This window comes from Akkermansia muciniphila ATCC BAA-835 (assembly GCF_000020225.1).
Classification (GTDB): domain Bacteria; phylum Verrucomicrobiota; class Verrucomicrobiia; order Verrucomicrobiales; family Akkermansiaceae; genus Akkermansia; species Akkermansia muciniphila.
In genome coordinates this window covers 1,295,756-1,319,279 of the sequence record NC_010655.1, presented here as the reverse complement: position 1 = coordinate 1,319,279, position 23,524 = coordinate 1,295,756, and the positions used below count along the sequence as shown (strand labels likewise).

Genomic DNA, 23,524 nt, shown 5'->3' with positions numbered 1-23,524 from the left:
AGCGTTTCTTTCAGGGCAGGTAGTGGGTAAGGGCTTCCACGGCCTCCTGGTCCAGGGAACGGGCCAGAGCCACCGTCAATTCCACCGCGGCGCGGTAGTCCCGCAGATCCAGCACGCCGTTATGGGCATGAATGTACCGGGTGGGAATTCCCAGCACAATAGTGGGAACACCCTTTCCGGAAAGATGCAGGGCCGCCGCATCCGTTCCGCCGGAACGGCGCACCGTCAACTGGAATGGGATGCCCGCATCCAAAGCCGTTTTTTCGGCCAGGGCGGCCAGCCGGGGATTGGTGATGGCCGTGGGGTCAAACAGCCTGATCTGCACGCCTCCGCCCAAGGCCCCTTGGGAATCCGTCACGGCAAACCCGGGGGTGTCGTCTGCCGGCGGCCCTTCCAGAACAATCACGCAATCCGGTTGCATGGCGACGCCGGCCGTCCTGGCGCCCCGCGTGCCCACCTCCTCCTGAACCGTCGCGGCGGCAATCAGGGTGTTGGGATGCCCTTCCCGGCATAATTTCTTGAATGCCTCTATCATCACAGAAAGACCGGCGCGGTTGTCAAAGGCTTTCCCCATGACCCGGAACGGATTTTCCAACGGGGAGAATCTCACGTCCGGCACCACGGGATCCCCCAGGTGAATACCGAATTCATTCTTCACCTGTTCCGCGCTTTCAGCGCCCACGTCCACAAACAGGGCTTCCATGCTCATGACACTGTTGCGCTGGCTTTCCGGCAGAAAATGGGGAGGCTTGGAACCAATCACCCCCCGGATGCCGCGGCCCGAGCGGGTTTTTACCAAGACACGCTGGCTTAACAGGGTATGCGGCCACCAGCCGCCTATCCCCACCAACTGAAGGAAACCGTTCGACGCTATATTCTGCACCAGAAAGCCTATTTCATCCATGTGGGCGGCCAGCATCACGCGGGGGCCGGCCTCGCCGCCGGTGCAGAACAGGCTGCCGGAACCATCGGAAGAAAATTCCCCATATCCTTCAAGTTCCTGAGCCACCAGGCTTCTCACTTCATCCTCATGCCCCGAAATACCGTGGGCCTCTGAAAACTTCTTCAGCAGATCAGAATCAATCGCCATGGGCCGAGCATGTGGAAACACCTCTGCCAGGTCAAGCCCGCAGCCATGCCGCATGTTTTTTTCTTGACCGCCCGGGCAGAACCGTCGGGCGGAGCCGTGTCATGCTCCACACACGCTACATGGAAAGAAACAAGAGATTTTTGCTAGCCACAGTTCGGTTTTTGGTGTAACTAATCAGGGAATTGAATTGTGCTATGAAATCCATCCTTAACACTATCACGGCCATGCTGGCTGCGGTGCTTTTCGTCCCTGCGGCATCGGCGCAGACCACCAGCAATCCCAGAATGCAGGTGCGGGTCTCCCTGGAAAAGCTGTCCCTGTATATGCGCCAGTCCCCCAACGTCCTGACGCAGGACGATCCCCGGCCGCTGCCGAAACCGAAGAAATGGGCGGATTTTGAAATTCCCTTCAAGGTGGAAGCCGCTCCCACCCCCAAATCCGGCTATATTGATGCCCTGACGTTCAAATTCTACATCGCGGTAGTCAATCCGGACCGCTCCCGCCAGTATCTGAAACTGTATAAGGAAGTCAAATACGTCAATGTTCCGGTAGGAGAAAACACGTACGCTTCCGTGTATCTCTCCCCGTCCTCCGTCAAGCGCATTACCGGTGTGGAAGGAGGAAGAGGAAAATGGGTGAAGTACCAGGGCGTAGTGGTGGAATACAACGGCAAGATTGTCGCCACTTATTCCTCCGAACGCGGCAAAATGGAAAAATGGTGGACCATCCAGTCCCCCAGCATCGTGGAGACCTCTTATTACCCCCTGCTGAACAAGGATGAAACTCCTTTCTCCGTGTTCTGGTACGACCGTTATCCGGAAATTATGAGGCCCAACAGCCAGCAGGCGGCTTCCAGTTCCGTCCCCGCCCCGTTCGGTACTCCTGTGGAACCTCCGGCGGACGGCGAATAACGTTCCATTAATTCTATCATTTCATCTTATTTAACAGAAATCACCCATGGCTAATTCACGACCAATCGTCGCATTAAACGTAGGTTCCCAGAGAGTTTCAATGGGCGTCTTTTCCAAGACTTCCAAAGACGCCCTTATCCTGGACCGCTATGCTACGCGCCTCGTAGTGCTGGACCCGTCAGCAGAAGGTTTGCGCCTGACGAAAATAGGGGAAGCCATCGCCGACCTCGTCCAGGAACTCAACGTCAAAGGAAGCGTCGTCAACTATTCCGTTTCCGGACAATCCGTTTTCATCCGCTTCGTCAAGCTTCCGGCTCTGGACGATACCGATGTGGAACAGCTCATCCGCTTTGAAGCCCAGCAGCACGTCCCCTTCCCGCTGGACGAAGTCGTGTGGGACTACCATCTGCTTCCCGCCAAAGGTCTGGAACGGGAAGCCATCCTGGTTGCCATCAAGGCGGAAGACCTGGACTCCCTGAATGATGAAATCGTCTCCCACGGCCTTTCCACCGGCAAAGTGGACTGCGCGCTTACCTCTCTGTACAATGCGTATGTGGACAGTTATCCGGATGAGAAAGAACCGGTCATGCTCATCGACATCGGCGCCAAATCCACGGATTTGATTTACAGCGAACAGGGACGTTTCTTCACCCGCAGCATTTCCGCGGGGGGAATCTTCGTAACCTCCGCTATCGCCCGTGAATTCAATATTCCCTTCCTGGAAGCGGAACGCTTGAAAACCACCAGCGGGCTCGTTTCCATGAGCAACGGGCAAACGGAAGGGCTGGATCCCGCCACGGCCAATCTGGCTACCGTCATCCGTACGGCCATGACCAGGCTTGCCTCAGAAATCCAGCGGACCACCAACCATTACCGCGCCCAGATGAGCGGAAGCGCTCCCGTCAAGGCATACCTGTGCGGCGGCGGAGCTTCCCTGCCCTATACCAAGGAATTCCTGGAAGATAAACTGGGCATTCCGATCTCCTTCTTCAACCCCATGCACAACGTGGGCGTGGGCTCCGGCGTGGACGTGAACACCATCTCCCGCGAAGCCTTCATCCTGGGCGGATTGATCGGCACCGCCATTCACTCCATCGGCAGGGCCTCCCTCAATATTGACCTGGAACCCACCGCAGTTGCCAAAAAGCGGGCCAACCAGAAAAAAATGCCCGCCATCATCGCCGGGGCAGCCATTGCCGTTCTTGGTGCCGCAGCTTATGCCGTCACAGGATATATGGGCGAGAAAAAGGCGGAGGAAATCCTCGCCGGCGTCCAGCCCACCGTTACTTCCATCAAATCGGCACAATCCGCCCTGCGCCAGAAAGAACAGGAGCTGAAAAAACTGGACTCCACCCTGGCTTCCTACCAGCAGCTCACGCTTCAGCGCTACGGCTACGCGGACATCATCAGGCACCTGCTGGAACAGTCGGAACACAAGGATTATCCCTACTGGTTTACGGATTTTGAACCGCTGGCCCACTTCAATCCGGAGGATACCACCCAAATTACGGGATATTCCGTCATCAAGGATTCCTTCACATCGGACAAAAATACATCCCTGGTGGATGACATCAGGACGGAGGCCTCCGCCAACGCATCCAGCGAGGATGAAGCGGGCGTTTACAGCGTCAACGCCATCCGCCTGACCGGATTCGTCCGGCGCAGCCTGGGCGGCCAGAGAATCATCCAGGACCTCCAGGCAAAAATAGACGGGAACAAGGAATCCCTGTTCACTTTCAAGCCCGGAGACGTCAAACTGGAAGCCCGCCAGATCATGGAACTGGGAGCCAAGGACGCCAAGGTGGACGCGGCGGCAGGGGCCTTTGTACCCTTCAAGCTGGTGCTTCCGTTAAAAACGCCCATTCCCGTGAACTTTAACAAATAAGATTACCCAACCCGAACAAGACATATTTTATGAGCAATTGGATTACAGACAACAAGCCCGCCGCCATGGTCGCGGGCGTGGGACTTCTCTTATTCCTGGGGTTATCCGCGACAGGGTACATCGTCAATTCCAAACGCAGTGAACTGGACAAAAAAATCAGCATCGCCGCCAAGGAAATCAAGTCCGCCAATGCTGCGGAAATCACTCCGAGCCGATCATCCAACGAAGAGCTGGAAAAAGAACTGAACCGCTATGCCAAGGCCGTGGGCAGCCTGGAAACGGCCTACAAGCCCTTCCTTGCCTCCTCCGCGCTGGTCCCCACCACGCCCACGGCATTCCAGAATGAACTGAAAACATTCAGGGATTCCCTGATCTCCTCCTGCAAGAAAAAGAACATTCTCATAACGGACACATCCTCCTGGCTCGGTTTCCAGGTTTACAGCACCCAGGCTCCCTCTGTTCAGGCGGCCTCCACGCTGGGTTTTGAATTGAAAGCCATCAACAGCCTGGTCAACAAACTGGCGGAATGCGGCCTGTCCAAATTCATCAAGGTGTACCGCCCCCAGCTCCCCATTGAAACCCCGGCGAACAATCCGGAAGAATCGGACGAAGCCGACCAGGCCCCATGGACTCCCATGCCTCTGGAAATAGCCTTCCAGGGCGACCGGGAAAGTGTATTGAAAGCCATGAACGCCATAACCGGCATGCAGGACTATCTGTTCACGGTCAACTCCATCCGTATCCGCAACGAACGGATGATGCCCCCTCCCATCGCCAATCCGGCAGCCGCCAAACCTGCCGCGGCCCAACCCGCCACGGGTGCGGCTTCCCTGACTCCGGCGGATGAGGCGGCTGCACCTGCAGCCCCGGCCATCCAGCAAGTCATCAAGCCTTACATGGGCAAGGAGCAGGTCTTTGTCCAGGTCTCCCTGAATCTGGTCCACTTCAACCAGCCCAAGGCTCAGGAACCGTCTGAAGATTAACCAAGGCAACACCAACCGCAGCAAATACTTTCAACATGTCTGAAAAACAAAATTACGACAAAATCCTGTTGGCATCCGGAATCGTCCTGGGCCTGGGAGTGGCCGCCTATGGTACGCTGACCTTTCTGGGACTGAATGACAAATACAAATTCACCACGCAGGTTTCTGAAAAAGCCATCGAACCGCCTCCCGGCATCAAGAAAGCCGCAGAAGTAGGCCAGGAGCTTTCCGCCTCCCACGAACTCAAGCCGATTGCCCAGGAAACACAGAAGTATGTGGGCTTCGTCGCCCCCAATCTCTGGATTAAGGAGGGGGGAATGGAACCCTTTGACATCATCTCCGGTCCGCCTATCCACGGCAACATCCCGAACAAATGGTTCCTGGACAACGGACTGGAAAATGAATTCGTTTACTCGGACGTCCTGACCCGGGACCCGGACAACGATGGATTTACGGTGCAGGAGGAATATGCGGCCAAAACCCATCCCAACGACCCCAACAGCCATCCTCCCCTGGTCAGCAAACTTTTTGTCGACGAAATCAAGCAGTTCGGCTTCTACCTGGCTTTCACCCAGGCGGATGGCAATGACTTTACCTTTAAGGGCATGAACCGCGCCAAACAGGAAATCTGGAAAAACATCGTCCAGACCAACGGCAAGTTCGGTACCCGTAAGAATACAAAAGACGAGCCCAGATTCGAACTTGTCAGCGTTGTCAAAAAGGAATTCAAGAATCCCAGCCTGGACATGGTGGAAACGGACGAGGAAGCCGTCGTCAAGGATTTGAAGCCGACCAAAAACGGACAAACCTACACCATCAGGCGCGGAACAAAATACGTCATTCCAATCATTGATAAGAAAGTAAACCTTACTATCACGGCCGGCCCCGAACGGGATACCAGCTTTGAAGTAGAGGAAGGTTCCGACTTCCGGATTCCGGGAGACGCCAAACAAATCTACACGCTGAAAACCGTTGATAATGCTACACAGACCGTAACCATTGCCAACAAAACCACTGGAGAACAAACAACACTGAGCAAGAAAAAATAGAGCCGGATTTAAACTTTTCTGAAAAAAAAGCTTCACAAATCCGAAAAACATGTAAAAAGAAGAACCTAACTATGGACCACGCACCACTTTATCAACCGAAGCGTTCCCTGATCGCGCTGATGGCCATTGCTGCCTCCTGCCCGTTTGCGCAGGCTGGTGATGGCGGCGCCGTCGGAACCTCCAGTGCCTTGGGATCGTCCTACGCCGGACCGGGCAGTTACCAATACCAGTCCAGTGCAGCGCGCACAGCCATGGCCCGCCGCGAAGCGCAAACCCAGGAAGCCATGCAGCTCCTTGCGGAAGGCCGCAACCTGTACCGCGAAGGCAAGTACAAGGAAGCCCTGGACAAATACAACGCCGCTTACAACATGCTGCCTTCCGCGCCGATCAACGACCAGCGCAAGGAAGCTATCGCCAACCATATTGGCGACGCCAGCATCGCCGTTGCTCAGGAATACATCAAAGTGGGGCGCTATGACGAAGCCGACAAGCTTCTGCAGGATGCCATCAAGCTCAATCCCCGGAGCGCCAAGCTTGCCAAGCAAACGCTCGAATACATGAAGGACCCGATTCGCACGAATCCGGCGCTCACCCCCGAACACGTGAAAAACGTGGAAAAGGTGAACACCCTCCTTCACATGGCCTATGGTTACTATGACCTCGGCGACTACGACAAAGCCATCGCCGAATTCAACAAGGTTCTCTCCATCGACCCGTACAACGTGGCGGCCCGCCGCGGACAGGAAACGGTCAACCGCCGCAGAATGGCTTACTATGCAGCCGCTTACGACGAAACCCGCAGCACCATGCTGGCGGAAGTGGACAAGATGTGGGAACGCCCCATCCCGATGGAAGTCCCGACCGGAGCCGACGGCACTGACAACGCACCGATCACGGACATCAACGGCGCCACGGCCAATCTGATGAAGCTCAAGAGCATCATCATCCCCTCCGTCTCTTTTGAAGACACCACCGTGGAAGACGCCATTGACTATCTGCGCAAAAAGTCCATTGAACTGGACCGCACGGTAGGCCCGAACGGTGAACGCGGCATCAACTTTGTCATCAATGATTCCCAGCCCGCTGCCGTCGCCCCCGCCGTTCCCGCAACTGATGAAGACGGCTTTGGCGAAGAAACTGCGGAAGTCACGGAAGCTGCTCCGGCAGCAGCCCCGCAGGAAAGCATCCGCACCCGCAAAATCGGCCAGTTGAAGCTGACTAATGTTCCCATGCTGGAAGTGCTCCGTTTCATCTGCAGCAATGCCGGCCTGCGCCAGAAGGTGGAAGACTATGCAGTGACCATCCTTCCTGCCGGCGGCAATGACGTGGATCTGTACCAGCGCACCTTCTCCGTGCCCCCGGGCTTCCAGTCCGCTCTCCGCACCACCGTCGGCGACGGCGGCGGCGAAGTCAGTGACGACCCCTTTGGCGGCGGTGGCGAAAGCTCCTCCGGCCTTAAGCCCATGCCCTCCATCCGCAGCCTGCTGCAAAAGAGCGGCATCAGCTTCCCGGAAGGCGCCACGGCATTCCTTGTCAACGGCAATTCCTCCCTGGTCGTCCGCAACACTTCCGGCAACCTGGACCTGATCGAACAGCTCATTGAAAACACCCGCGGCGAATCCCAGCAGGTGCGCATCATGACCAAGTTCGTGGAAGTAACCCAGGAAAACACGGAAGAACTCGGCTTTGACTGGATTGTCACCCCGTTCTCCGTAAGCAATGACCGCAGCACCTTCCTGGGCGGCGGCACGAACTACGGCACCGGTTCCACTTCCGACAGCTTTACCCAGTCTCCCGGCGGCGTGACCGGCTGGCCTGTAAACAGCGGCAGCGACACCATCAACGGCCTCGTTACCGGCGGCAACCGCACGGGTGACTACGCCATCACCAAGAACTCCGTGGACAATCTGCTGAACAGCACCAACCGCTCTGAAGCCTCCCAGAAAAACGCCGCTCCCGGCATCATGTCCCTGACGGGCATTTATGACGAAGGCTCCTTCCAGATGCTGATGCGCGGCCTGTCCCAGAAAAAAGGCTCTGACGTCCTCACCGCCCCCAGCGTGACCGCCAAGTCCGGTGAAACCGCCAAGATTGAAATCATCCGCGAATTCTGGTATCCCACCGAATACGAACCGCCGGAACTCCCCAACTCCGTAGGCAACAGCGGCTATAACAACGGTTACGGTTATGGGAACAACGGTAACATCGTGGACGGCCTGCTGGGCAATCAGATCCAGCCCCAGATATCCAGCTTCCCCGTCACTCCCGCCACCCCCGGCGTGTTTGAAATGAAGCCCGTCGGCGTAACTCTGGAAGTGGTGCCTACCATTGGCGACAACAAGTACATCATCGACCTGAACTTCAAGCCCAGCATCGTGGAATTTGAAGGCTTCGTGAACTACGGCAGCCCGATCCAGTCCACCGGCGTTGGTTCCGACGGCAAGCCGATGTCCCTGACGCTGACGGAAAACCGCATCGAGCAGCCGATCTTCTCCAAGAGGTCCGTTGAAACGTCCCTGTTCATCTACGACGGCCATACCGTGGCAATCGGTGGTTTGATCACGGAAAACGTGCAGACGGTGGAAGACAAAGTGCCGATCTTCGGTGACCTGCCTCTCATCGGCCGCTTCTTCCGCAGCAACTCCGACAACCACATCAAGAAGAATCTGATGATCTTCGTAACGGGACAGATCATTGACGCCACGGGCCAGCCCGTACGCGGCAATGCCCTTCCCACTGCGGCCGCTCCGGAAAGCGCCCTTCCCGCCTCCGAAGGCCTGCTGCCTCCCATGTAGGCTGCGTGCATAACGTCCATATTGGAGCGGGTGAAAGGGTAACCCTTTCACCCGCTCTTTATATCCCAGAAGCGCCTTACTTTCCCTTCCCCCCATGAAAACCCTGATTGTTACCGGAGGAATAGCCACCGGGAAATCTACATTCATCCGTCTGCTGATGGAGGCGGGAGGCGCGCGCCTGCGCCTGTTTGACTGTGATGCGGAGGCGGGCAGATTGCTGGATGGCGGTACGCTGAAAGCCCCCCTCTCCAGCGTCTTCGGCCCAGCCAGCGTAGACTCCTCCGGAAAGGCTGACAGGCATTTTCTGCGGGAGCTTGTTTTCCGGAATCCGGAAAGCCGCAGAACGCTGGAAGGGATCATTCACCCCCTGCTGCATCAAGAATGTCTTGCGCAAATGCTGGCGGCGCGTCAGAATACGGAGGTGGACGGGTTTGTCATTGACGTGCCCCTGTTTTTTGAAACTTCGGCGCGCTATTGCCAAGATGCCGTGTGCGTGGTGGCTGTTTCCAGGGGAACGCAGAAAACCCGCCTGGCTATCAGGAATGGATTCCGGGAGGATATGATTGAAGCCATTCTGGCGGCCCAGCGGCCTATCATGGAAAAAGTGGCTGCGGCCGACTTCGTCATCTGGAATGAAGGCCCCCCGGACCTGCTCCGCCAGCAAACCCAAAGACTTTACCAACATTTTTTTCATGACTGAAGAACTCGACAACACCCCTTCCCCCGCCGGAGATATTCCGCAGGAAACCCTCCCCAAGCCCCTGCCCGCGCCGGAAGAAACCGCCGGGGAACAGCCGGCTGCCGCTCCGGAGGAAAATAGAGGAAACGCAGTCCGGGAGGAGGAGGAAGCAGCCCCTGTTCTGGAGCAGATTGACATCAATGAACTGCGGAAACGCCCCCTGAACGATCTTCAGGAAATGGCGGAAGGGCTGCCCATCCGGAACGCGGCCTCCCTCACCAAGTCCCAGCTGGTTTTTGAATTGGGGAAACAGCTTCTGGCAAAGGGCCATGAAGTCGTAGTTTCCGGGGTCATGGAACAAGCCAAGGATAATTACGCCATGCTGAGGGATCCGGTGAAAAGTTTCCGCACCTCTCCGGATGATATTTATCTGGGCGGCAATCTCATCAAACCCCTGCATCTCCGCGTAGGCCAGCAGATCAAGGTCAGGCTGCGCAAATTGCGGCCTCATGACAAGTACCTTTCTGCAGCCTCCGTCATCAGCGTGGAGGACATCCCTGCGGAAGACTACCGGGCGCGCAGCGATTTTGAACGCCTCACCCCCCTCTTCCCCAAGGAACGCCTCCTTCTGGAAAACAAGGGGGTCAATTCCGCCGCCATGCGCGTGCTGGACCTCATGACGCCCTTCGGCAAAGGGCAGCGCGGCCTGATTGTGGCCCCCCCGCGCGGAGGAAAAACCGTTCTTCTGAAAACAATCGCCCGTTCCATCAGGGCCAATTATCCGGAAGTGGAACTGATTGTGCTGTTGCTGGACGAACGTCCGGAGGAAGTAACGGATTTTGAAGAAACCGTGGATGCTCCGGTATTCGCCTCCACTTTTGACGAACCTTCCCGGCGCCATGCCCAGGTTTCCGATCTGGTTATCGAACGGGCCAAACGCCTGGTGGAAATGGGCAGAGACGTCGTCATCCTGCTGGATTCCCTCACCAGGCTGGCCCGCGGCTACAATGCCAACCAGACGGGAGGACGCATCATGTCCGGCGGCCTGGGGTCCAATGCATTGGAAAAACCGCGCAAATTCTTTTCCGCGGCGCGCAATGTGGAAGAAGGAGGCAGCCTGACCATCATCGCCACATGCCTGGTAGACACGGAATCAAGAATGGACGAAGTGATTTTTGAAGAATTCAAGGGAACGGGCAATCTGGAAATCCGCCTGGACCGGGAACTTTCCGAACGGCGCATTTATCCGGCCATTTCCCTTTCCCAGAGCGGCACCCGCAATGACGACAGGCTGTATAACGAACAGGAATTCGTCAAAATCATGCAATTGCGCCGCCAGCTCGCCATGAAACCGGGCTGGGAAGGCCTTCAGACTCTCCTGCAAAATATCTCCAAGACACAGAATAACGCGGAACTTCTGCTGACGGGGCTGCGGTAAGATTTTCTGCCCGGCCTGTTTTTCCCCCGTCCTCCGTTCCGCCCGCCGGAACGGAGGCTTTTTTATCAGGATATCTTCCGCTGTTCCAAGATTCCGCGGCAGCATCCGGATATCGGGATGGGGGCATCCTCCCATAAACAGGGGGAGGAAGAGAGTTCCCTTTCGTCACATGTCCAGCTTCACCCGGAAAATACGCATGGAGTTGCCCACCGCAAGCAGGCAGACGCCCACATCCGCCATCACGGCGGCCCACATCCCAGCCAGCCCCAGAATACCCAGCACCATGACCAGAATTTTGACGCCCAAAATAAGAACGATGTTCTGCACAATGATGCGCTCTGTGGCTTGGGAAAGCATCATCCCCAGCGGAACAGCCAAAGGATCTCCCTTCATCACCACTACGTCAGCCGCCTGAAGAGCCGTATCGGACCCTACGCCGCCCATGGCAATTCCGATGTCGGCAGCAGCGAGGGAAGGGGCGTCATTCATACCGTCCCCCACAAAGGCAAGCAGCCCCGTTTCAGGTTTCAGCCGGCGCACATGCTCCAGCTTGCCGGCAGGCATCAGCCCGCAGAATACCCCGTCCATCCCCAGCTTAAGCCCCACTTCCGTTCCGGCGGAAGAAGAATCCCCCGTCAGCATGACCAGGTTGGAAACGCCCAGTTCCCTCAATTTCCGCACCGCACGCTCCGCTCCCGGCTTGACGCGGTCAGACAGGCGGAGGCATCCCAGAAGTATGCCGTCCAACGCCGCATAAACGGTCACGCCACGGTCTTCTCCCTCCTCCGTCCTTACGCCGGCCTCTTGAAGAAAAGACTTTTTCCCCACCAGAACCGGTCTCCCTTCCACGCGGGCTGAAACGCCGCCGCCCGTCACCTCCACCAGTTCCGCCACGCGGTCCGGAAACAGAGTCCCTTCATATGCCTTCACAATGGAACGCCCCAGCGGATGGGAGGCGGAGAGTTCCGCATGGGCCGCCCAGTACAGCAGTTCCTCCGGGGAAACGCCGTCACGGGGAAGCACTTCATCCACGGAAAAAACGCCTTCCGTCAAGGTTCCGGTTTTGTCAAACACCACCGTCTTCACCTTCCGCAGGGCATCCAGATAGTTGCTCCCTTTCAGCAAAATCCCCTGCCGCGCCGCTCTCCCTATTCCGGCAAAAAAGCCCAGCGGGATGGACAGCACCAGCGCGCAGGGGCAGGAAATCACCAGCAGGACCAGGGCGCGGAACAGACCGTCCGCCCAGCTTCCGCCCGTCACAAGGGGATAAAGCAAAAATACCAGAGCGGCTATGGAAATCACCAGCGGCGTATAAATGCGGGAAAATGAGGACAGCCTCCCCTCCAGAGGGGATTTGCGGCCTGATGCGGCTTCCACCAGTTCCTGGACCCGCGCCAGGGCGGAATGCCGCCAGTCCCGCTCCGTACACACTTCCAGCACACCCTGCCCGTTGATGTACCCCGCCAGCACGGAGCTTCCGGATCCGGCTTCCACCGGCAGGGATTCCCCGGTCATGGCGGAGGTATCCAGCACGGAGCAGCCTCCCGTTACCACACCGTCCAACGGAACGCGTTCGCCGGGGCGCACTTCAATCAGGGAGCCGGGCAGAACCTCGGAAGGAGGAACGTCATCTACGGCTCCGGCTTTTTTCACATGGACGGCCTCAGGCCTCAGACTCATCAGTTCGCTTACGGACCGGCGGGAGCTGCCCACCGCACGTTCCTGAAGGTACTCTCCCACGCGGTAGAACAGCATCACCCCCACCGCCTCGGAATAATCCCCCAGGAACATCGCCCCCAGGGAAGCAATACTCATCAGAAAATTTTCATTGATGGCGCGGCCGCGCATCATCCCCAGAAAGGCGGCCTTCAGTACATCCCAGCCTATCAGCAGGTAGGAGCCCACGTAGGCGGCCATACCGGCCAGGGAATCGCCGCCCGCCGCCAGCGCACTGATGAACAGGGCAATGCCCAGCACGGCGGGAACAGGCCCGATGGCGTCTCCGGAGCAGCAACAGCTTCCAGAACCGCAGCTTCCGGAACAACAGGAAGCACCTTCCGGAAAATGTTCGTGGGAATGTTCCGTGCTCATGACCTGTTCCGCTTGTACGCCTGCCTCTCCGGCATGGCAAGCCCTATATTAGCCCAAACTAACAAAAAGTCTGCGTTGATTTCTGGTTCTTAAACCGTTCCAAAATCCCCAGCCCCATGAATTCATCCATCGCCATGGCTCCCGCTCCCAGCAACCCCGCCTCCGCTCCAAATCTGGCAGGCAGAATTTTCAAATCCTCCATCAGGAGAGGAAACAACTGTTTCCTGAGGTTCTCCAGCAGCGGCTTCATCAACAAATCCCCTGCCTTGGCCACACCGCCCCCGATGATGAAGGCGTCCGGCACCAGCGTATACATCAGGTTCATGATCAGGCAGCCCAGCATTTCCGCCGTATCTTCCCATAATTGAAGGGCTATAGGACATCCGGACCGGGCAGCCTCGTCCAGATGCCTGGGCGTGCATTCATCCACCGTCTTGATGATTCCCGCCCCGGCATACCGTTTAACCGCCTCCGCCGCCAGTTCGTTGTTGCCGATGTATTCCTCAATGGCTCCCCGGCTGCCGAACGGTCCCGTTTTCCCCTGGTAATGAATGCTGGTCTGGCCCAGTTCCGCAGCGGAAAGCCGCCTTCCCCGCAGCATGCGGTCATGCACCACGATTCCCCCGCCTATCCCCGTTCCCATCGTCAGGCACACCAGGCTGGACATGCCGCGCCCGGCGCCAAGCTTCCATTCCGCATAAGCCATGCAGTTGGCGTCATTATCCAGCACGACGGGGAGGCCCAGGGCCTGCTCCATCATCTCTTTCACCGGAATTTCCCTATCCCAGACCCTCACATTGGTAAGCTGGTAAAGCACTCCCCGCTGGTAATCACACCATCCCGGCATTCCCATGCCCATCACACAGGCGGAGGGGAATTGTCCGCGCAGGGTGCGGGCGGACGCAATCATGGCATCAATGATTGCCTGCGGGCTTTCGAACATGGCAGTAGGGATGCGGTCGGCCGTCGCCAGAATACGATCCCCCGCCGTTACGCCCATTTTGATGCTCGTGCCGCCGAAATCAACGGCCAAGGCACAGGGTTCTGAAAAGCTCATAGTCCATACTTATGCCACCCATTCTCCGGAATCAACGTAAAAACGCATTCATCCCCACCCCTTTCCGCGGCATGGCGCACTTACCGTATAAAACACAATAAGAATCTTCCAGAAAGAGCTTGCCAGAACCGCGCCGCCCGGTCCATGATAACCTCCGTAATGATGGAAATGCCCGGTTCGGACGAATGGTTCATGCGCCAAGCCATGAAAGAATCCAGAAAGGCCCTCGTGAAAGGGGAAGTGCCTGTTGGAGCCATTGTGGTGAAGGATGGCCGCGTGATCGGCCGGGGCTGGAACCAGGTGGAGACGCTCAAGGATGCTACGGCCCATGCGGAGATGATTGCCCTGACGGCGGCACAGGAGGCTTTGGGCGACTGGAGGCTGGAAGGCTGCACCCTGTATGTCACCAAGGAGCCGTGCCCCATGTGCGCAGGAGCTATCGTCCACTGCCGTCCGGACCGCGTCGTTTTCGGCTGCCCGGATGCAAAAACCGGGGCTGCGGGGGGCTGGATCAATCTGCTGGATTCCAATCCGCCCCTGAACCATAAGTGCGAGGTGCGTCCCGGCGTACTGGGAGACGAGTGCCTGCTTCATCTCCAGGAGTTTTTCCGTGCGGCGCGTCTGGCGGCAAAAGAACGGAAAAAATTGTCTGCGCGTCTTTCTTCCCCTCCGGATGAAAACGGGGAATGAAGTCCGGAATAAAACACTTTGCATTTGCCAAAGCAGCAGAGTCACGGCAAGCTAGCGGGACTATGGAACGCCGGAACGACAATGAGACTGCGGAAGGAACGGAACGCAAACCGTCGTGGATCAAGGTTCGTCTGCCCAACGGCCGGGAATTCTGGGACGTCAAGCAGCTTGTGGAAGGCAAAAACCTCTTCACCGTCTGTGAAGAAGCACACTGCCCCAACCGTTATGAATGTTGGAACCAGGGTACGGCCACGTTCATGATTGCCGGAGAACGGTGCACGCGCGCCTGCGGATTCTGCGCCACCCGCACGGCCAAGCCCGGCCCGCTGGATCCTGAAGAACCGCAGCACGTGGCGGAAGCCGTCGTGCACATGAAGCTGCGCCACGCCGTGATTACCATGGTCACCCGGGATGATTTGCCGGACGGCGCCGCCGCGCATTTCGCCCAGGTAATTAGGGCCGTCAGAAAAGCCAGCCCTTCCACGATCATTGAAGTGCTTGCCTCGGACTTGAATGAGAAGCCCTCCTCCATCCAGACGCTCATGGCGGCCCGTCCGCATATTTTCGGACACAATCTGGAGACGGTGGAACGCCTCACGCCCATTGTCCGCTTCCGCGCCCAGTACCGGCGGTCCCTGCGCGTTCTCCGGATGGCTCTGGAGTGCGTGGACGGCAAAGTGTCTACAAAGAGCGGCATCATGCTGGGCCTGGGGGAAACGGAAGAAGAGCTTTTCCGCTCCATGGACGATTTGCTGGAGCACGGCGTCACGGTCCTGACGTTGGGGCAATACCTGCGCCCCTCCCGCAACCATCTTCCGGTGGTCAAATACGTCCATCCGGATGATTTCGCCCGGTATGAGGAAGTTGCGCGCTCCAAAGGCTTCAGGCACGTGGCATCCGGGCCGTTGGTCCGCAGCTCCTACCATGCCGCCAATTTCACCCCGGAAGCGGATGTTCTGGAAGCCATTAACGAAGACCTGAGAAAGGCCGGCGAACTTTAGAATAAATCTTGATTTTTTATCCTTCCCCTTTTACCATCCGGGCAATTCCACGTCATTGAGAATCTCATGAGCAAAACATGTTCCTTCATCAAGGCAGGAGCCATTCTGGGCGGCACGGTCATCGTGACGGCGGCTGTCGCCCCCCTGTTCCTGCCGAACCAGAATGTCAAGCCACTGACGTCCGCCCAGGCGGCGGAAATTACCGCACAGACCATGAATTCCAAATGTGCGGACTGCCACAAGCCCGGCACTCACATTTCCGAACTGGTCAATACTCTTTCCGGAGGCCTGCTGGCGCGCCATATCAGGGACGGGCAGCGCAGCTACAATATGGAAGAACCTCCCACTGCCGTCACCCTTTCCAAGCTGGAACATGTGCTTCAAATCAATTCCATGCCCCCCACTTCCTACACCATGGTGCACTGGGGCAGCACGCTCACTCTCCGGGAGAAAAACGCCATGCTCCAGTGGATCAAGGATGAGCGCCTGAAAATTTTCGGCGATATGGTAGGAGAGGAATACGCCCTTTCCCCTCTTGCCCCCATTCCGGACGCCCTCCCCACGGATCCGGCCAAAGTGGCCCTGGGCTACAAGCTTTTTCATGACGTGCGCCTTTCCACGGACAATACCGTTTCCTGCGCTTCCTGCCATTCCCTGGAAAAAGCCGGGACGGACAACCTGCCCACTTCCACCGGAGTCCGCGGCCAGAAAGGCGGCATCAATGCCCCCACCGTTTTCAATGCCGCTTTCCATGCCAAGCAATTTTGGGACGGACGCGCAGCCAACCTCCAGGAACAGGCCGGCGGACCGCCCCTGAATCCGGTGGAAATGGGGTACGAACATCCGGATGACTGGAAGAAGATCGCTGCCAAACTGGACCAGGACACCGCTTTTGCCGCAGAATTCAAAAAGGTTTACCCCCAGGGATTCACCGGAGAGACCATCACGAATGCCATCGCGGAATATGAAAAAACTCTTATCACGCCGAACAGCCCGTTTGACCGCTACCTGAAAGGGGATGAAAACGCCATCAGCGAGAACGCCAAAAAAGGTTACAAGCTTTTCCTGAAGCTTGGTTGCCAGACCTGCCACACCGGTCCCGCCATGGGAGGCCAGTCCTTTGAATACGCCGACCTCAAAGGCGATTTCTTTGCCGGACGCGCCAAGACCAACGACGATAACGGCCTGATGAATTTCTCCAAAAAGGAATCGGACAGGCACCGCTTCCGTGTTCCGACCCTCCGCAATGTGGAACTCACCTGGCCGTACATGCATGACGCCTCCGCACAGACTCTGGAGGAAGCCATTACGAAAATGTACCATTACCAGCTCGGTTACGATAAACTGGACAAGAAGGAAGTGAGACTTCTGGTGGCTTTCCTGAAGACGCTTACCGGAGAATACAACGGCAAACCCGTCCAGGGCGAAGTTTGCCCTGCCTCCTGAATCTGAAGAAAAGCTCTTTTTCCAGCCGCGCCAATGAACATTCATTGGCGCGGCTTTTTTGCATTTCCCTTCCAGTTCCTACGGCAGACACTGCCGGGAAACTTCCATTCCCCGCCTCTTCCCCGCTGGCCACACTTAGATTAAACTAATACGCAAACAATTTATATTAAACGCATTTGACATTGATTGAAAAAATATATCCTAATAATATCATTGACTTATCAGTTTGATAAAACTAACTTCTTTCCGGATTTGATTCATACACGCACCATGCCACTCTCCATGCTCAACATCGGCGATATTCGCCAAGTCAACAAAATCCATGGCAAGGATGAAACCCGGCGTTTTCTAGAAAGCCTGGGCTTCGTTGCCGGGAGCACGGTCTCCATCGTTTCCGAAAACGGCGGTAATTTCATTATCAACGTCAAAGGCTCCAGGATTGCGCTCAGCAAGGCGCTTGCCAGCAAAATATTCGTTGCCTGAGTTATTCCATCCAACAACCAACCATTATTCTATGACCAAACATCGTACATTGAGAGATGCCCTCATCGGGGAAACCGTCACCGTCGGCAAACTGGCGGGGGAAGGCCCGGTCAGAAGACGCATCATGGACATGGGGGTTACCAAGGGAACGCAGATATTCATCCGCAAAGTCGCCCCTCTGGGAGATCCCATTGAAGTTACTGTCCGCGGGTACGAACTCTCCATTCGCAAATCGGAAGCGGAGAACATCCATATCCATTGATTCCGCCTCTATTACCGCACGTTTCCTGACTTTACAGCAAGACGGGCACCCATATATCAAGACAAGGAAACCATTCATGAGCAACATTACCATCGCCCTGGCGGGCAACCCCAACTGCGGGAAAACCACGCTCTTTAACGCCCTGACAGGCGCCAACCAATACGTCGGGAACTGGCCCGGCGTCACCGTGGAAAAAAAGGAAGGCCGCCTGAAAGGCCATAAAAATATCATCATTGAAGACCTTCCGGGCATTTATTCCCTTTCCCCCTATACCCTGGAGGAAGTCGTCAGCCGGAATTACCTAGTCACGGACCATCCCTCCCTCATCCTGAACCTGGTTGACGGCAGCAACCTGGAACGCAATCTTTACCTCACCACCCAGCTTTGCGAACTGGGCGTTCCCGTCATTATAGCGCTGAACATGATGGACATTGTCCGGAAGCGCGGCGACAGGATCGACACGGAAAAACTTGCACGCAACCTCGGTTGCCAGGTGCTGGAAATCAGCGCTCTCAAGGGGACCGGCATCCGTGAACTGATAGACGCCGTAGTAACGACGACTGCGTCGGACGACGCCCGGACCCCGCAGGCCGTCCACTTTCCGGACCATCTGGAAAAAGCCATCGGAGAAATTGGGGAAATCATCACCGGAAAATGCCTGGATCAGCAGAAAAAATGGTTTGCCGTTAAAGTTTTCGAAAGAGACCAGAAAGTCGCGGACCAGCTCGCGCTCAATCCCGAGGAACAATCCCGCATCAACGGGATTATTGAAACCATGGAACGGGAAATGGATGACGACAGTGAATCCATTATCACCAATGAACGCTATAATTCCATTTCCCGCATCATCAAAGACGCCGTCGTTAAAGCCAGCCCCGGCAGCCTGACGGGCAGCGACAGGATTGATCGCATCATCACCAACCGCTGGCTGGGCCTCCCCATTTTTGCCGTCGTCATGTGGGCTGTATATTACATCTCCATTCAGACGATAGGCGCATGGGGCACAGACTGGGCCAATGATACTTTCTTCGGGGAATGGGTTCCGGAATGGGTAGGAAGCCTGCTGGAAAACGCCGGCTGCGCCCCATGGCTGGAAAGCCTGATCCAGGACGGCGTGATTGCCGGCGTGGGAGCCGTTCTGGGCTTCCTCCCGCAAATGGCGGTTCTGTTCCTGTGCCTGGGCATATTGGAGGATTGCGGCTACATGGCCCGCGTAGCGTTCATCATGGACCGCATTTTCCGCAAATTCGGCCTTTCCGGGAAATCCTTTATTCCCATGCTCGTTTCCATGGGGTGCGGCGTTCCTGGAGTCATGGCGACCCGCACCATTGAGAACGAAAAGGACAGGCGCATGACTATCATGACCACCACGTTCATCCCCTGCGGGGCCAAAACTCCCATCATTGCCCTGATTGCCGGAGCCTTCTTCCCGGAAAATTCCTGGGTGGCTCCGGGAGCCTATTTCATCGGGGTGGGCGCCATCATCCTTTCCGGCCTTATTCTGAAAAAGACTGCCATGTTCGCCGGGGACCCCACTCCCTTCGTCATGGAACTTCCCATTTACCACATCCCGGCCTGGAAGAACGTCATCATTCATGCATGGGACCGCTGCAAGGCTTTCGTGCAAAAAGCCGGGACCGTCATCTTTGTGTCCAGCGCCCTGATCTGGTTCCTCTCCAGCTATAACTGGAAGGTGGATTCCGTAGAGCAGAATGACAGCATGCTGGCCTCCATCGGCAATGTGGCCGCGCCTGTCTTCCAGCCTCTGGGCTGGGGTGAATGGAAACCCACCATGGCTACCATTACCGGATTGATTGCCAAGGAAAACGTGGTAGGCACCTTCGGCGTCCTGTATGCGGACGGCAGTTCCGGGGAAGATGAAGCGGAAAAAACGGAGGACTCCCCCGAAACGCAGGAAATGTCCCCCGCCGGCCGGGAGCTCCAGGCATCCCTGGAGGAAGGTTCCGGAGAATCCGCTGCTGAAGCGGAAGAAGAGGAAGATGAAGATGCGGAAATCAGGGAAACCGGGGACCGCCTGGTCCAAGCGGGAGCCTTCACCTTCCTGAGCGCTTTCTCCTTCATGATTTTCAATCTTCTCTGCGCCCCCTGCTTCGCGGCCATGGGCGCTATCAGAAGGGAAATGAACAGCGCCAAATGGACCTTCTTCGCCATCGGCTACATGTGCGCCCTGGCGTACTGCCTGGCCTTCCTGATTTACCAGCTGGGAGCATGGCTTTATGCGGAAGCTTCCTTCGGCATCGGGCAGGGCATTGCCCTATTGCTCCTGCTGGGGTTCGTTTACCTAGTGGCAAAGAAACCTTATACAGCCTCCAAATAACTCCTAAACCAATTCCTTAACTCTACTGACCAATATGGGAACATATATCATCGCCACCCTTCTTTTCCTGGCCCTAGCCTACGCGTTATACAAAATTTTCAGTAAGCGCGGCAAGTGCTGCGGCAACTGCGGATGTTGCGGCAACGACAGCGACGGCTGTTGCGGTGGCGGCGGAAATTGCTGCGGCGGCCACCATCACGACCACGAAAAACAGGATTAAATCCCGGCCCCGGTTATCCCATCCAGAACCTGCAAACCATTTTCTACGGTTTGCAGGTTTTTCTGCTACGGCGCCTGCCGCAGCCAGCCTCTACCCTGTCACTCAATCCAACCGTGCTGATATGCCGCCATGGCCGCAATTACCAGCGCAATGAACAGGAAGATGAACCACATCACATTGTGGCGATGGCGGTATTCCACGGCCATCAGAGGTTCCCATTCCTTTTCCACAAAGGAAAAATCGTCCCCATTGGCAAAACGATCGTAAAGCATTTCCAGCTCCTTTCCCGTCACCCCTTCCGGGGCGGCGAATACCGGCGGGCAGCAGGAATCCGTCTTGAATACAATTTCGCAATGGTACACGCCATCCGCTTCCTTATAAGACTGGAGGCACGCGCCGTCGCGGGCGCACACCACGTGGCCGGTCGTTCCTTCCTGCAAGCGGCGCAGAGCAGTATCACGGTCGGTCACTTCATCATTTGAAATTTCCCATTGAACCTTACTCATTCTGTCAGTTTAAGATAATTCCCGTTTAAGTCAATATGGTTTTAAACGCTTCGGCCCCCGGAAACGTTGCGGCTCCCATCCATCTTCCGGCGTGGCAAAAAGCCTTCTTTTCCGTTTTTTCCGGGAACGGAGACAGGGGTGGGAAAGCCCATTTTCAGGCGGCTTTTATTTTTCCCTGGGATAAAAATTCTACGGAATAGCCTTGGGGAAGCCTCCTACCTTCAACAGTCAGTATTTGACGGTAGATAAGGAAAGGCTGAAGGCCATTCCATGACCCGGCATACATTGCCGGTCCAAGCTCCGCCAGCAGGCATCAATAAAGGAGGGTAAATGGCTCCGTAATCAAATAAGCAACGCCGCATCCTCTACCTGATCGAGAATGCGGCGTTGCCGCCAGGTCATGCAGACCCCTTCTATATCTTTCTCACGCAGGATTCCGCTCACTGCATGGAGACAGACAAGGAAGATTTAATGTCATTATGTTTTCATGGAACTCCGGCCATGCCTGATTTAAGAGAAAAGGCGGCCATGTCCAGGATCAGCTGATCAGAAAGAAAAGACTGCCTGAACGCCCCAGAGAATGTTTTCGCTGGAAGTGCTGTAAGCCGGATTCGCGATGTACTGGAAGTGAGGAACAACTTTGAAATAATCATTCACCTGGAAGCTGTACATGACTTCCAGCACCTGTTCGCGGTTATGCTCAGCGCGCTCTCCGTCACAGGGGGTCTGCCCCTTGAACACACCGTAGGAAATGCCCAGGAAGTCATCTTCACGGGAAGGGAAGAGCTTAATGTTGGCGCCCACGGAGAATTCAGCGGAGTTGCTCAAGTATTGTTTGGCGGCAAATCCGGCGCGGGAGTAAATGGTCAGAGGATCGCAGGGAGTATATTCGATGCTCGCGACAAGCCCGGCATTTTGGCGGCGGCGTTCCCCGGTCCCGTCGTCCATGTCCACATCCGTGCTGGTATAGAACGGATTGATGCGGAGAGTCGCAGCGCCGTCGGCAAAGATATGGCCGTATTCGCCAACCACGGCATAACCATCGCAATAATCGGAATTAAAAGGATTGTATCCGGAATCGCATCCCGTGCGGGAAACGGCAACCATCATGTAATTATTGCGGTTGAGTTCAACTTGCAGAATACCGCCAATATTGCTGTCCACCAAAGGTAGGATAGTGGAGTTCACAAACCCGTCATTGGTGAAAGAGGAGAAGGAGTCATTGGCAATGCTGACAGCATCAAAGTAGTTGGTGAGATTCACCATACCTGCGATGAGGCAAGCGCGCTTCCCTGCAAAGTATTGCATCAGCGCCACTTCAGGGAATATTCCTTCATGAGGCCCCATCGCGTCAGCATGCAAGCCGGAAGCCGTGGCATAGGCTTCAGTGAAAAACGTATCGCTCTGTGCGGATTCACGATCCAGCCCCCATGAACCGGAAAATTCCACACGCAACCAGGTTCCCCCGTTGGCCTTGTCTTCAATAAGGCGCTGATTAAGCTGGGCATGAAGAAGAGCCAGGTTGTTATGGCGCTTAACATCGGAAACCTTTTCCGTATTCCAAAGCCCGTAGGCCATATCCACACCCCATTGGGTGCCGTATTTCTCATTGGCCTTCACCTTGCAGGCAGGATCACCTTCTTCCGGAGTGAACATGTTGATGCCCTGCAAAATATCACCAACAGCAGGGGTGCTGTCTTGAGCGATTACAGGAAGCGCCATGAGGCTCGTCAACGCCATTGCTATTATGTTATGCTTCTTCATAGAAAACGGTTAGTCTTATCGTTGGATGTTTGTGGTATAATACTTATATGATTGATCCAGAGGTGGAGAGGGGCGCTTTCCTTTTACAGGGAAAGAGCTCCGCTTCCGTTCTCCCGGGCTTGCTCTTTCACAGCTCTGCCGCATGCCCCCATACAGAACCCACAGTCTCCGCAGAGCAGACGGTATCTGGGACGCCGGATGAGCAGCCCGGCCAGTTTCCTGTACCGGCAGACCCGGCGGAAGAAACGGTGAAGTCCTGTATGGGTCAAGTTCATGCAACGCGGCAAAGTTAGATTAAACTAACTATTCAGTCAACACTTTTTCTTCCCAATGCCCTTGCCCTGCTCAGTACAACATTATGTTGGTTCATTATATTTTATTTGTTTTCAACGTATTAAAAATATCGCAAAAATATTTTCATGTCTGCTAAAAAATTAGTTTCAACTAATTCATCTTGACCAGAATACGGGGGCACGCTAAAAAAATGCAGGCTGGATTGGATATAATCCAATCCTTCCGGAAAAGAAGCGGCTGCATGCCGCCAAGGCCGGATGAACCCAATCAAAACATTACCATGAGTTACATGAACAACAAAGGCCTCTGGGGCTTCGTCGGAGGAATGATCGCCGCCGCCATCGGAGCGAAAGTAGTAAAAAGTCCCGTTGCCAGGAAATTGGCCGTCCAGGGCCTTTCCAAGGCCATGCTCATCCAGCAGAAGGCCATGGAACAACTGGCAAACATCCGGGAAGAAGCCCAAGACCTGTGCCATGAGGCCGCCGCGAAAAACAGCAGGCCGGAACAGTAGCAATCTCATTGTCCATCACCAAACAGCGGGG

General features: G+C 56.0%; 20 protein-coding genes. 15 read left to right on the top strand and 5 right to left on the bottom strand.

The genetic code is table 11. The annotated features are described in order from the left end of the window. Positions 1 to 10: 10 nt before the first annotated feature. Positions 11 to 1,090, bottom strand: a complete 1,080-nt coding sequence (locus AMUC_RS05915; RefSeq protein ID WP_012420144.1) for a M42 family metallopeptidase — start codon at positions 1,088 to 1,090, stop codon at positions 11 to 13. A gap of 194 nt (positions 1,091 to 1,284) precedes the next feature. Here AMUC_RS05915 and mul2A point away from each other — a divergent pair, with 194 nt between their 5' ends. The 7 genes from mul2A to rho all read left to right on the top strand — a co-directional run bounded on the left by mul2A (position 1,285) and on the right by rho (position 10,830). Next, positions 1,285 to 2,001 carry an Amuc_1102 family pilus-like protein gene (gene mul2A / locus AMUC_RS05910; protein WP_012420143.1) on the top strand — a complete coding sequence of 239 codons (717 nt, stop codon included), beginning with the start codon at positions 1,285 to 1,287 and terminating at the stop codon, positions 1,999 to 2,001. 46 nt (positions 2,002 to 2,047) lie between these two features. Continuing rightward, entirely contained in the window at positions 2,048 to 3,886 is a 1,839-nt protein-coding gene (gene mul2B / locus AMUC_RS05905) for an Amuc_1101 family PilM-like pilus complex protein (RefSeq protein WP_081429135.1), read from the top strand. A gap of 29 nt (positions 3,887 to 3,915) precedes the next feature. Beyond that, positions 3,916 to 4,869, top strand: a complete 954-nt coding sequence (locus tag AMUC_RS12805; protein ID WP_012420141.1) for an Amuc_1100 family pilus-like protein — start codon at positions 3,916 to 3,918, stop codon at positions 4,867 to 4,869. 35 nt (positions 4,870 to 4,904) lie between these two features. Next, complete coding sequence (locus AMUC_RS05895; protein ID WP_012420140.1) at positions 4,905 to 5,918, top strand: Amuc_1099 family pilus-like system protein; 1,014 nt, start codon at positions 4,905 to 4,907, stop codon at positions 5,916 to 5,918. 71 nt (positions 5,919 to 5,989) lie between these two features. Continuing rightward, positions 5,990 to 8,713 carry an Amuc_1098 family type IV pilus outer membrane protein gene (locus AMUC_RS05890; RefSeq protein ID WP_012420139.1) on the top strand — a complete coding sequence of 908 codons (2,724 nt, stop codon included), beginning with the start codon at positions 5,990 to 5,992 and terminating at the stop codon, positions 8,711 to 8,713. Between the two features lie 94 nt (positions 8,714 to 8,807). Further along, a complete protein-coding gene (gene coaE / locus AMUC_RS11975) occupies positions 8,808 to 9,413 on the top strand; it encodes a dephospho-CoA kinase (protein ID WP_012420138.1) in 606 nt (201 codons plus the stop codon). Continuing rightward, positions 9,406 to 10,830 carry a transcription termination factor Rho gene (gene rho / locus AMUC_RS05880; protein ID WP_012420137.1) on the top strand — a complete coding sequence of 475 codons (1,425 nt, stop codon included), beginning with the start codon at positions 9,406 to 9,408 and terminating at the stop codon, positions 10,828 to 10,830. Before coaE ends, rho begins: the two co-directional genes overlap by 8 nt. Positions 10,831 to 10,995: 165 nt before the next feature. On the opposite strand, the gene AMUC_RS05875 is transcribed toward rho, so the two are convergent. Together AMUC_RS05875 and AMUC_RS05870 are read right to left on the bottom strand one after the other, a co-directional pair. Next, the gene (locus tag AMUC_RS05875; protein WP_012420136.1) at positions 10,996 to 12,921 is read right to left on the bottom strand and encodes a heavy metal translocating P-type ATPase; all 1,926 of its coding nucleotides are present in this window, start codon (positions 12,919 to 12,921) and stop codon (positions 10,996 to 10,998) included. Between the two features lie 58 nt (positions 12,922 to 12,979). Then, positions 12,980 to 13,978 (bottom strand): ROK family protein, encoded by a 999-nt coding sequence (locus tag AMUC_RS05870; protein ID WP_012420135.1) that lies wholly within the window; start codon positions 13,976 to 13,978, stop codon positions 12,980 to 12,982. Between the two features lie 144 nt (positions 13,979 to 14,122). Here AMUC_RS05870 and tadA point away from each other — a divergent pair, with 144 nt between their 5' ends. The 7 genes from tadA to AMUC_RS12575 all read left to right on the top strand — a co-directional run bounded on the left by tadA (position 14,123) and on the right by AMUC_RS12575 (position 20,418). Then, the gene (tadA, locus tag AMUC_RS05865) at positions 14,123 to 14,668 is read left to right on the top strand and encodes a tRNA adenosine(34) deaminase TadA (protein ID WP_012420134.1); all 546 of its coding nucleotides are present in this window, start codon (positions 14,123 to 14,125) and stop codon (positions 14,666 to 14,668) included. Positions 14,669 to 14,730: 62 nt separating this feature from the next. Beyond that, positions 14,731 to 15,669 carry a lipoyl synthase gene (gene lipA / locus AMUC_RS05860; RefSeq protein WP_012420133.1) on the top strand — a complete coding sequence of 313 codons (939 nt, stop codon included), beginning with the start codon at positions 14,731 to 14,733 and terminating at the stop codon, positions 15,667 to 15,669. Positions 15,670 to 15,735: 66 nt separating this feature from the next. Continuing rightward, positions 15,736 to 17,115: a cytochrome c peroxidase gene (locus AMUC_RS05855; protein WP_012420132.1), complete on the top strand. Its 1,380-nt coding sequence runs from the start codon at positions 15,736 to 15,738 to the stop codon at positions 17,113 to 17,115. Between the two features lie 213 nt (positions 17,116 to 17,328). Further along, on the top strand, positions 17,329 to 17,598 hold the full coding sequence (locus AMUC_RS05850; RefSeq protein ID WP_022197917.1) for a FeoA family protein: 270 nt from the start codon (positions 17,329 to 17,331) through the stop codon (positions 17,596 to 17,598). 31 nt (positions 17,599 to 17,629) lie between these two features. Next, positions 17,630 to 17,860, top strand: coding sequence for a FeoA family protein (locus AMUC_RS05845; RefSeq protein ID WP_012420130.1), 231 nt, complete (start codon positions 17,630 to 17,632; stop codon positions 17,858 to 17,860). Between the two features lie 76 nt (positions 17,861 to 17,936). Continuing rightward, a complete protein-coding gene (gene feoB / locus AMUC_RS05840) occupies positions 17,937 to 20,198 on the top strand; it encodes a ferrous iron transport protein B (RefSeq protein WP_012420129.1) in 2,262 nt (753 codons plus the stop codon). A 34-nt stretch (positions 20,199 to 20,232) separates the two neighbouring features. Further along, positions 20,233 to 20,418, top strand: coding sequence for a FeoB-associated Cys-rich membrane protein (locus AMUC_RS12575; RefSeq protein WP_012420128.1), 186 nt, complete (start codon positions 20,233 to 20,235; stop codon positions 20,416 to 20,418). A gap of 98 nt (positions 20,419 to 20,516) precedes the next feature. On the opposite strand, the gene AMUC_RS05835 is transcribed toward AMUC_RS12575, so the two are convergent. Further along, positions 20,517 to 20,924 (bottom strand): hypothetical protein, encoded by a 408-nt coding sequence (locus AMUC_RS05835; RefSeq protein ID WP_012420127.1) that lies wholly within the window; start codon positions 20,922 to 20,924, stop codon positions 20,517 to 20,519. A 546-nt stretch (positions 20,925 to 21,470) separates the two neighbouring features. After that, positions 21,471 to 22,646 carry a carbohydrate porin gene (locus AMUC_RS05830; protein ID WP_157738250.1) on the bottom strand — a complete coding sequence of 392 codons (1,176 nt, stop codon included), beginning with the start codon at positions 22,644 to 22,646 and terminating at the stop codon, positions 21,471 to 21,473. 616 nt (positions 22,647 to 23,262) lie between these two features. Here AMUC_RS05830 and AMUC_RS05820 point away from each other — a divergent pair. Beyond that, positions 23,263 to 23,493 carry a hypothetical protein gene (locus tag AMUC_RS05820; RefSeq protein ID WP_031930743.1) on the top strand — a complete coding sequence of 77 codons (231 nt, stop codon included), beginning with the start codon at positions 23,263 to 23,265 and terminating at the stop codon, positions 23,491 to 23,493. Positions 23,494 to 23,524: the final 31 nt, after the last annotated feature.

Bases quoted from the DNA above. Each gene is read 5' to 3' on its own strand.
- AMUC_RS05915 (WP_012420144.1), bottom strand. From the start codon at position 1,090: ATGGCGATTGATTCTGATCTGCTGAAGAAGTTTTCAGAGGCCCACGGT.
- mul2A (WP_012420143.1), top strand. From the start codon at position 1,285: ATGAAATCCATCCTTAACACTATCACGGCCATGCTGGCTGCGGTGCTT.
- mul2B (WP_081429135.1), top strand. From the start codon at position 2,048: ATGGCTAATTCACGACCAATCGTCGCATTAAACGTAGGTTCCCAGAGA.
- AMUC_RS12805 (WP_012420141.1), top strand. From the start codon at position 3,916: ATGAGCAATTGGATTACAGACAACAAGCCCGCCGCCATGGTCGCGGGC.
- AMUC_RS05895 (WP_012420140.1), top strand. From the start codon at position 4,905: ATGTCTGAAAAACAAAATTACGACAAAATCCTGTTGGCATCCGGAATC.
- AMUC_RS05890 (WP_012420139.1), top strand. From the start codon at position 5,990: ATGGACCACGCACCACTTTATCAACCGAAGCGTTCCCTGATCGCGCTG.
- coaE (WP_012420138.1), top strand. From the start codon at position 8,808: ATGAAAACCCTGATTGTTACCGGAGGAATAGCCACCGGGAAATCTACA.
- rho (WP_012420137.1), top strand. From the start codon at position 9,406: ATGACTGAAGAACTCGACAACACCCCTTCCCCCGCCGGAGATATTCCG.
- AMUC_RS05875 (WP_012420136.1), bottom strand. From the start codon at position 12,921: ATGAGCACGGAACATTCCCACGAACATTTTCCGGAAGGTGCTTCCTGT.
- AMUC_RS05870 (WP_012420135.1), bottom strand. From the start codon at position 13,978: ATGAGCTTTTCAGAACCCTGTGCCTTGGCCGTTGATTTCGGCGGCACG.
- tadA (WP_012420134.1), top strand. From the start codon at position 14,123: ATGATAACCTCCGTAATGATGGAAATGCCCGGTTCGGACGAATGGTTC.
- lipA (WP_012420133.1), top strand. From the start codon at position 14,731: ATGGAACGCCGGAACGACAATGAGACTGCGGAAGGAACGGAACGCAAA.
- AMUC_RS05855 (WP_012420132.1), top strand. From the start codon at position 15,736: ATGAGCAAAACATGTTCCTTCATCAAGGCAGGAGCCATTCTGGGCGGC.
- AMUC_RS05845 (WP_012420130.1), top strand. From the start codon at position 17,630: ATGACCAAACATCGTACATTGAGAGATGCCCTCATCGGGGAAACCGTC.
- feoB (WP_012420129.1), top strand. From the start codon at position 17,937: ATGAGCAACATTACCATCGCCCTGGCGGGCAACCCCAACTGCGGGAAA.
- AMUC_RS12575 (WP_012420128.1), top strand. From the start codon at position 20,233: ATGGGAACATATATCATCGCCACCCTTCTTTTCCTGGCCCTAGCCTAC.
- AMUC_RS05835 (WP_012420127.1), bottom strand. From the start codon at position 20,924: ATGAGTAAGGTTCAATGGGAAATTTCAAATGATGAAGTGACCGACCGT.
- AMUC_RS05830 (WP_157738250.1), bottom strand. From the start codon at position 22,646: ATGGCGCTTCCTGTAATCGCTCAAGACAGCACCCCTGCTGTTGGTGAT.
- AMUC_RS05820 (WP_031930743.1), top strand. From the start codon at position 23,263: ATGAGTTACATGAACAACAAAGGCCTCTGGGGCTTCGTCGGAGGAATG.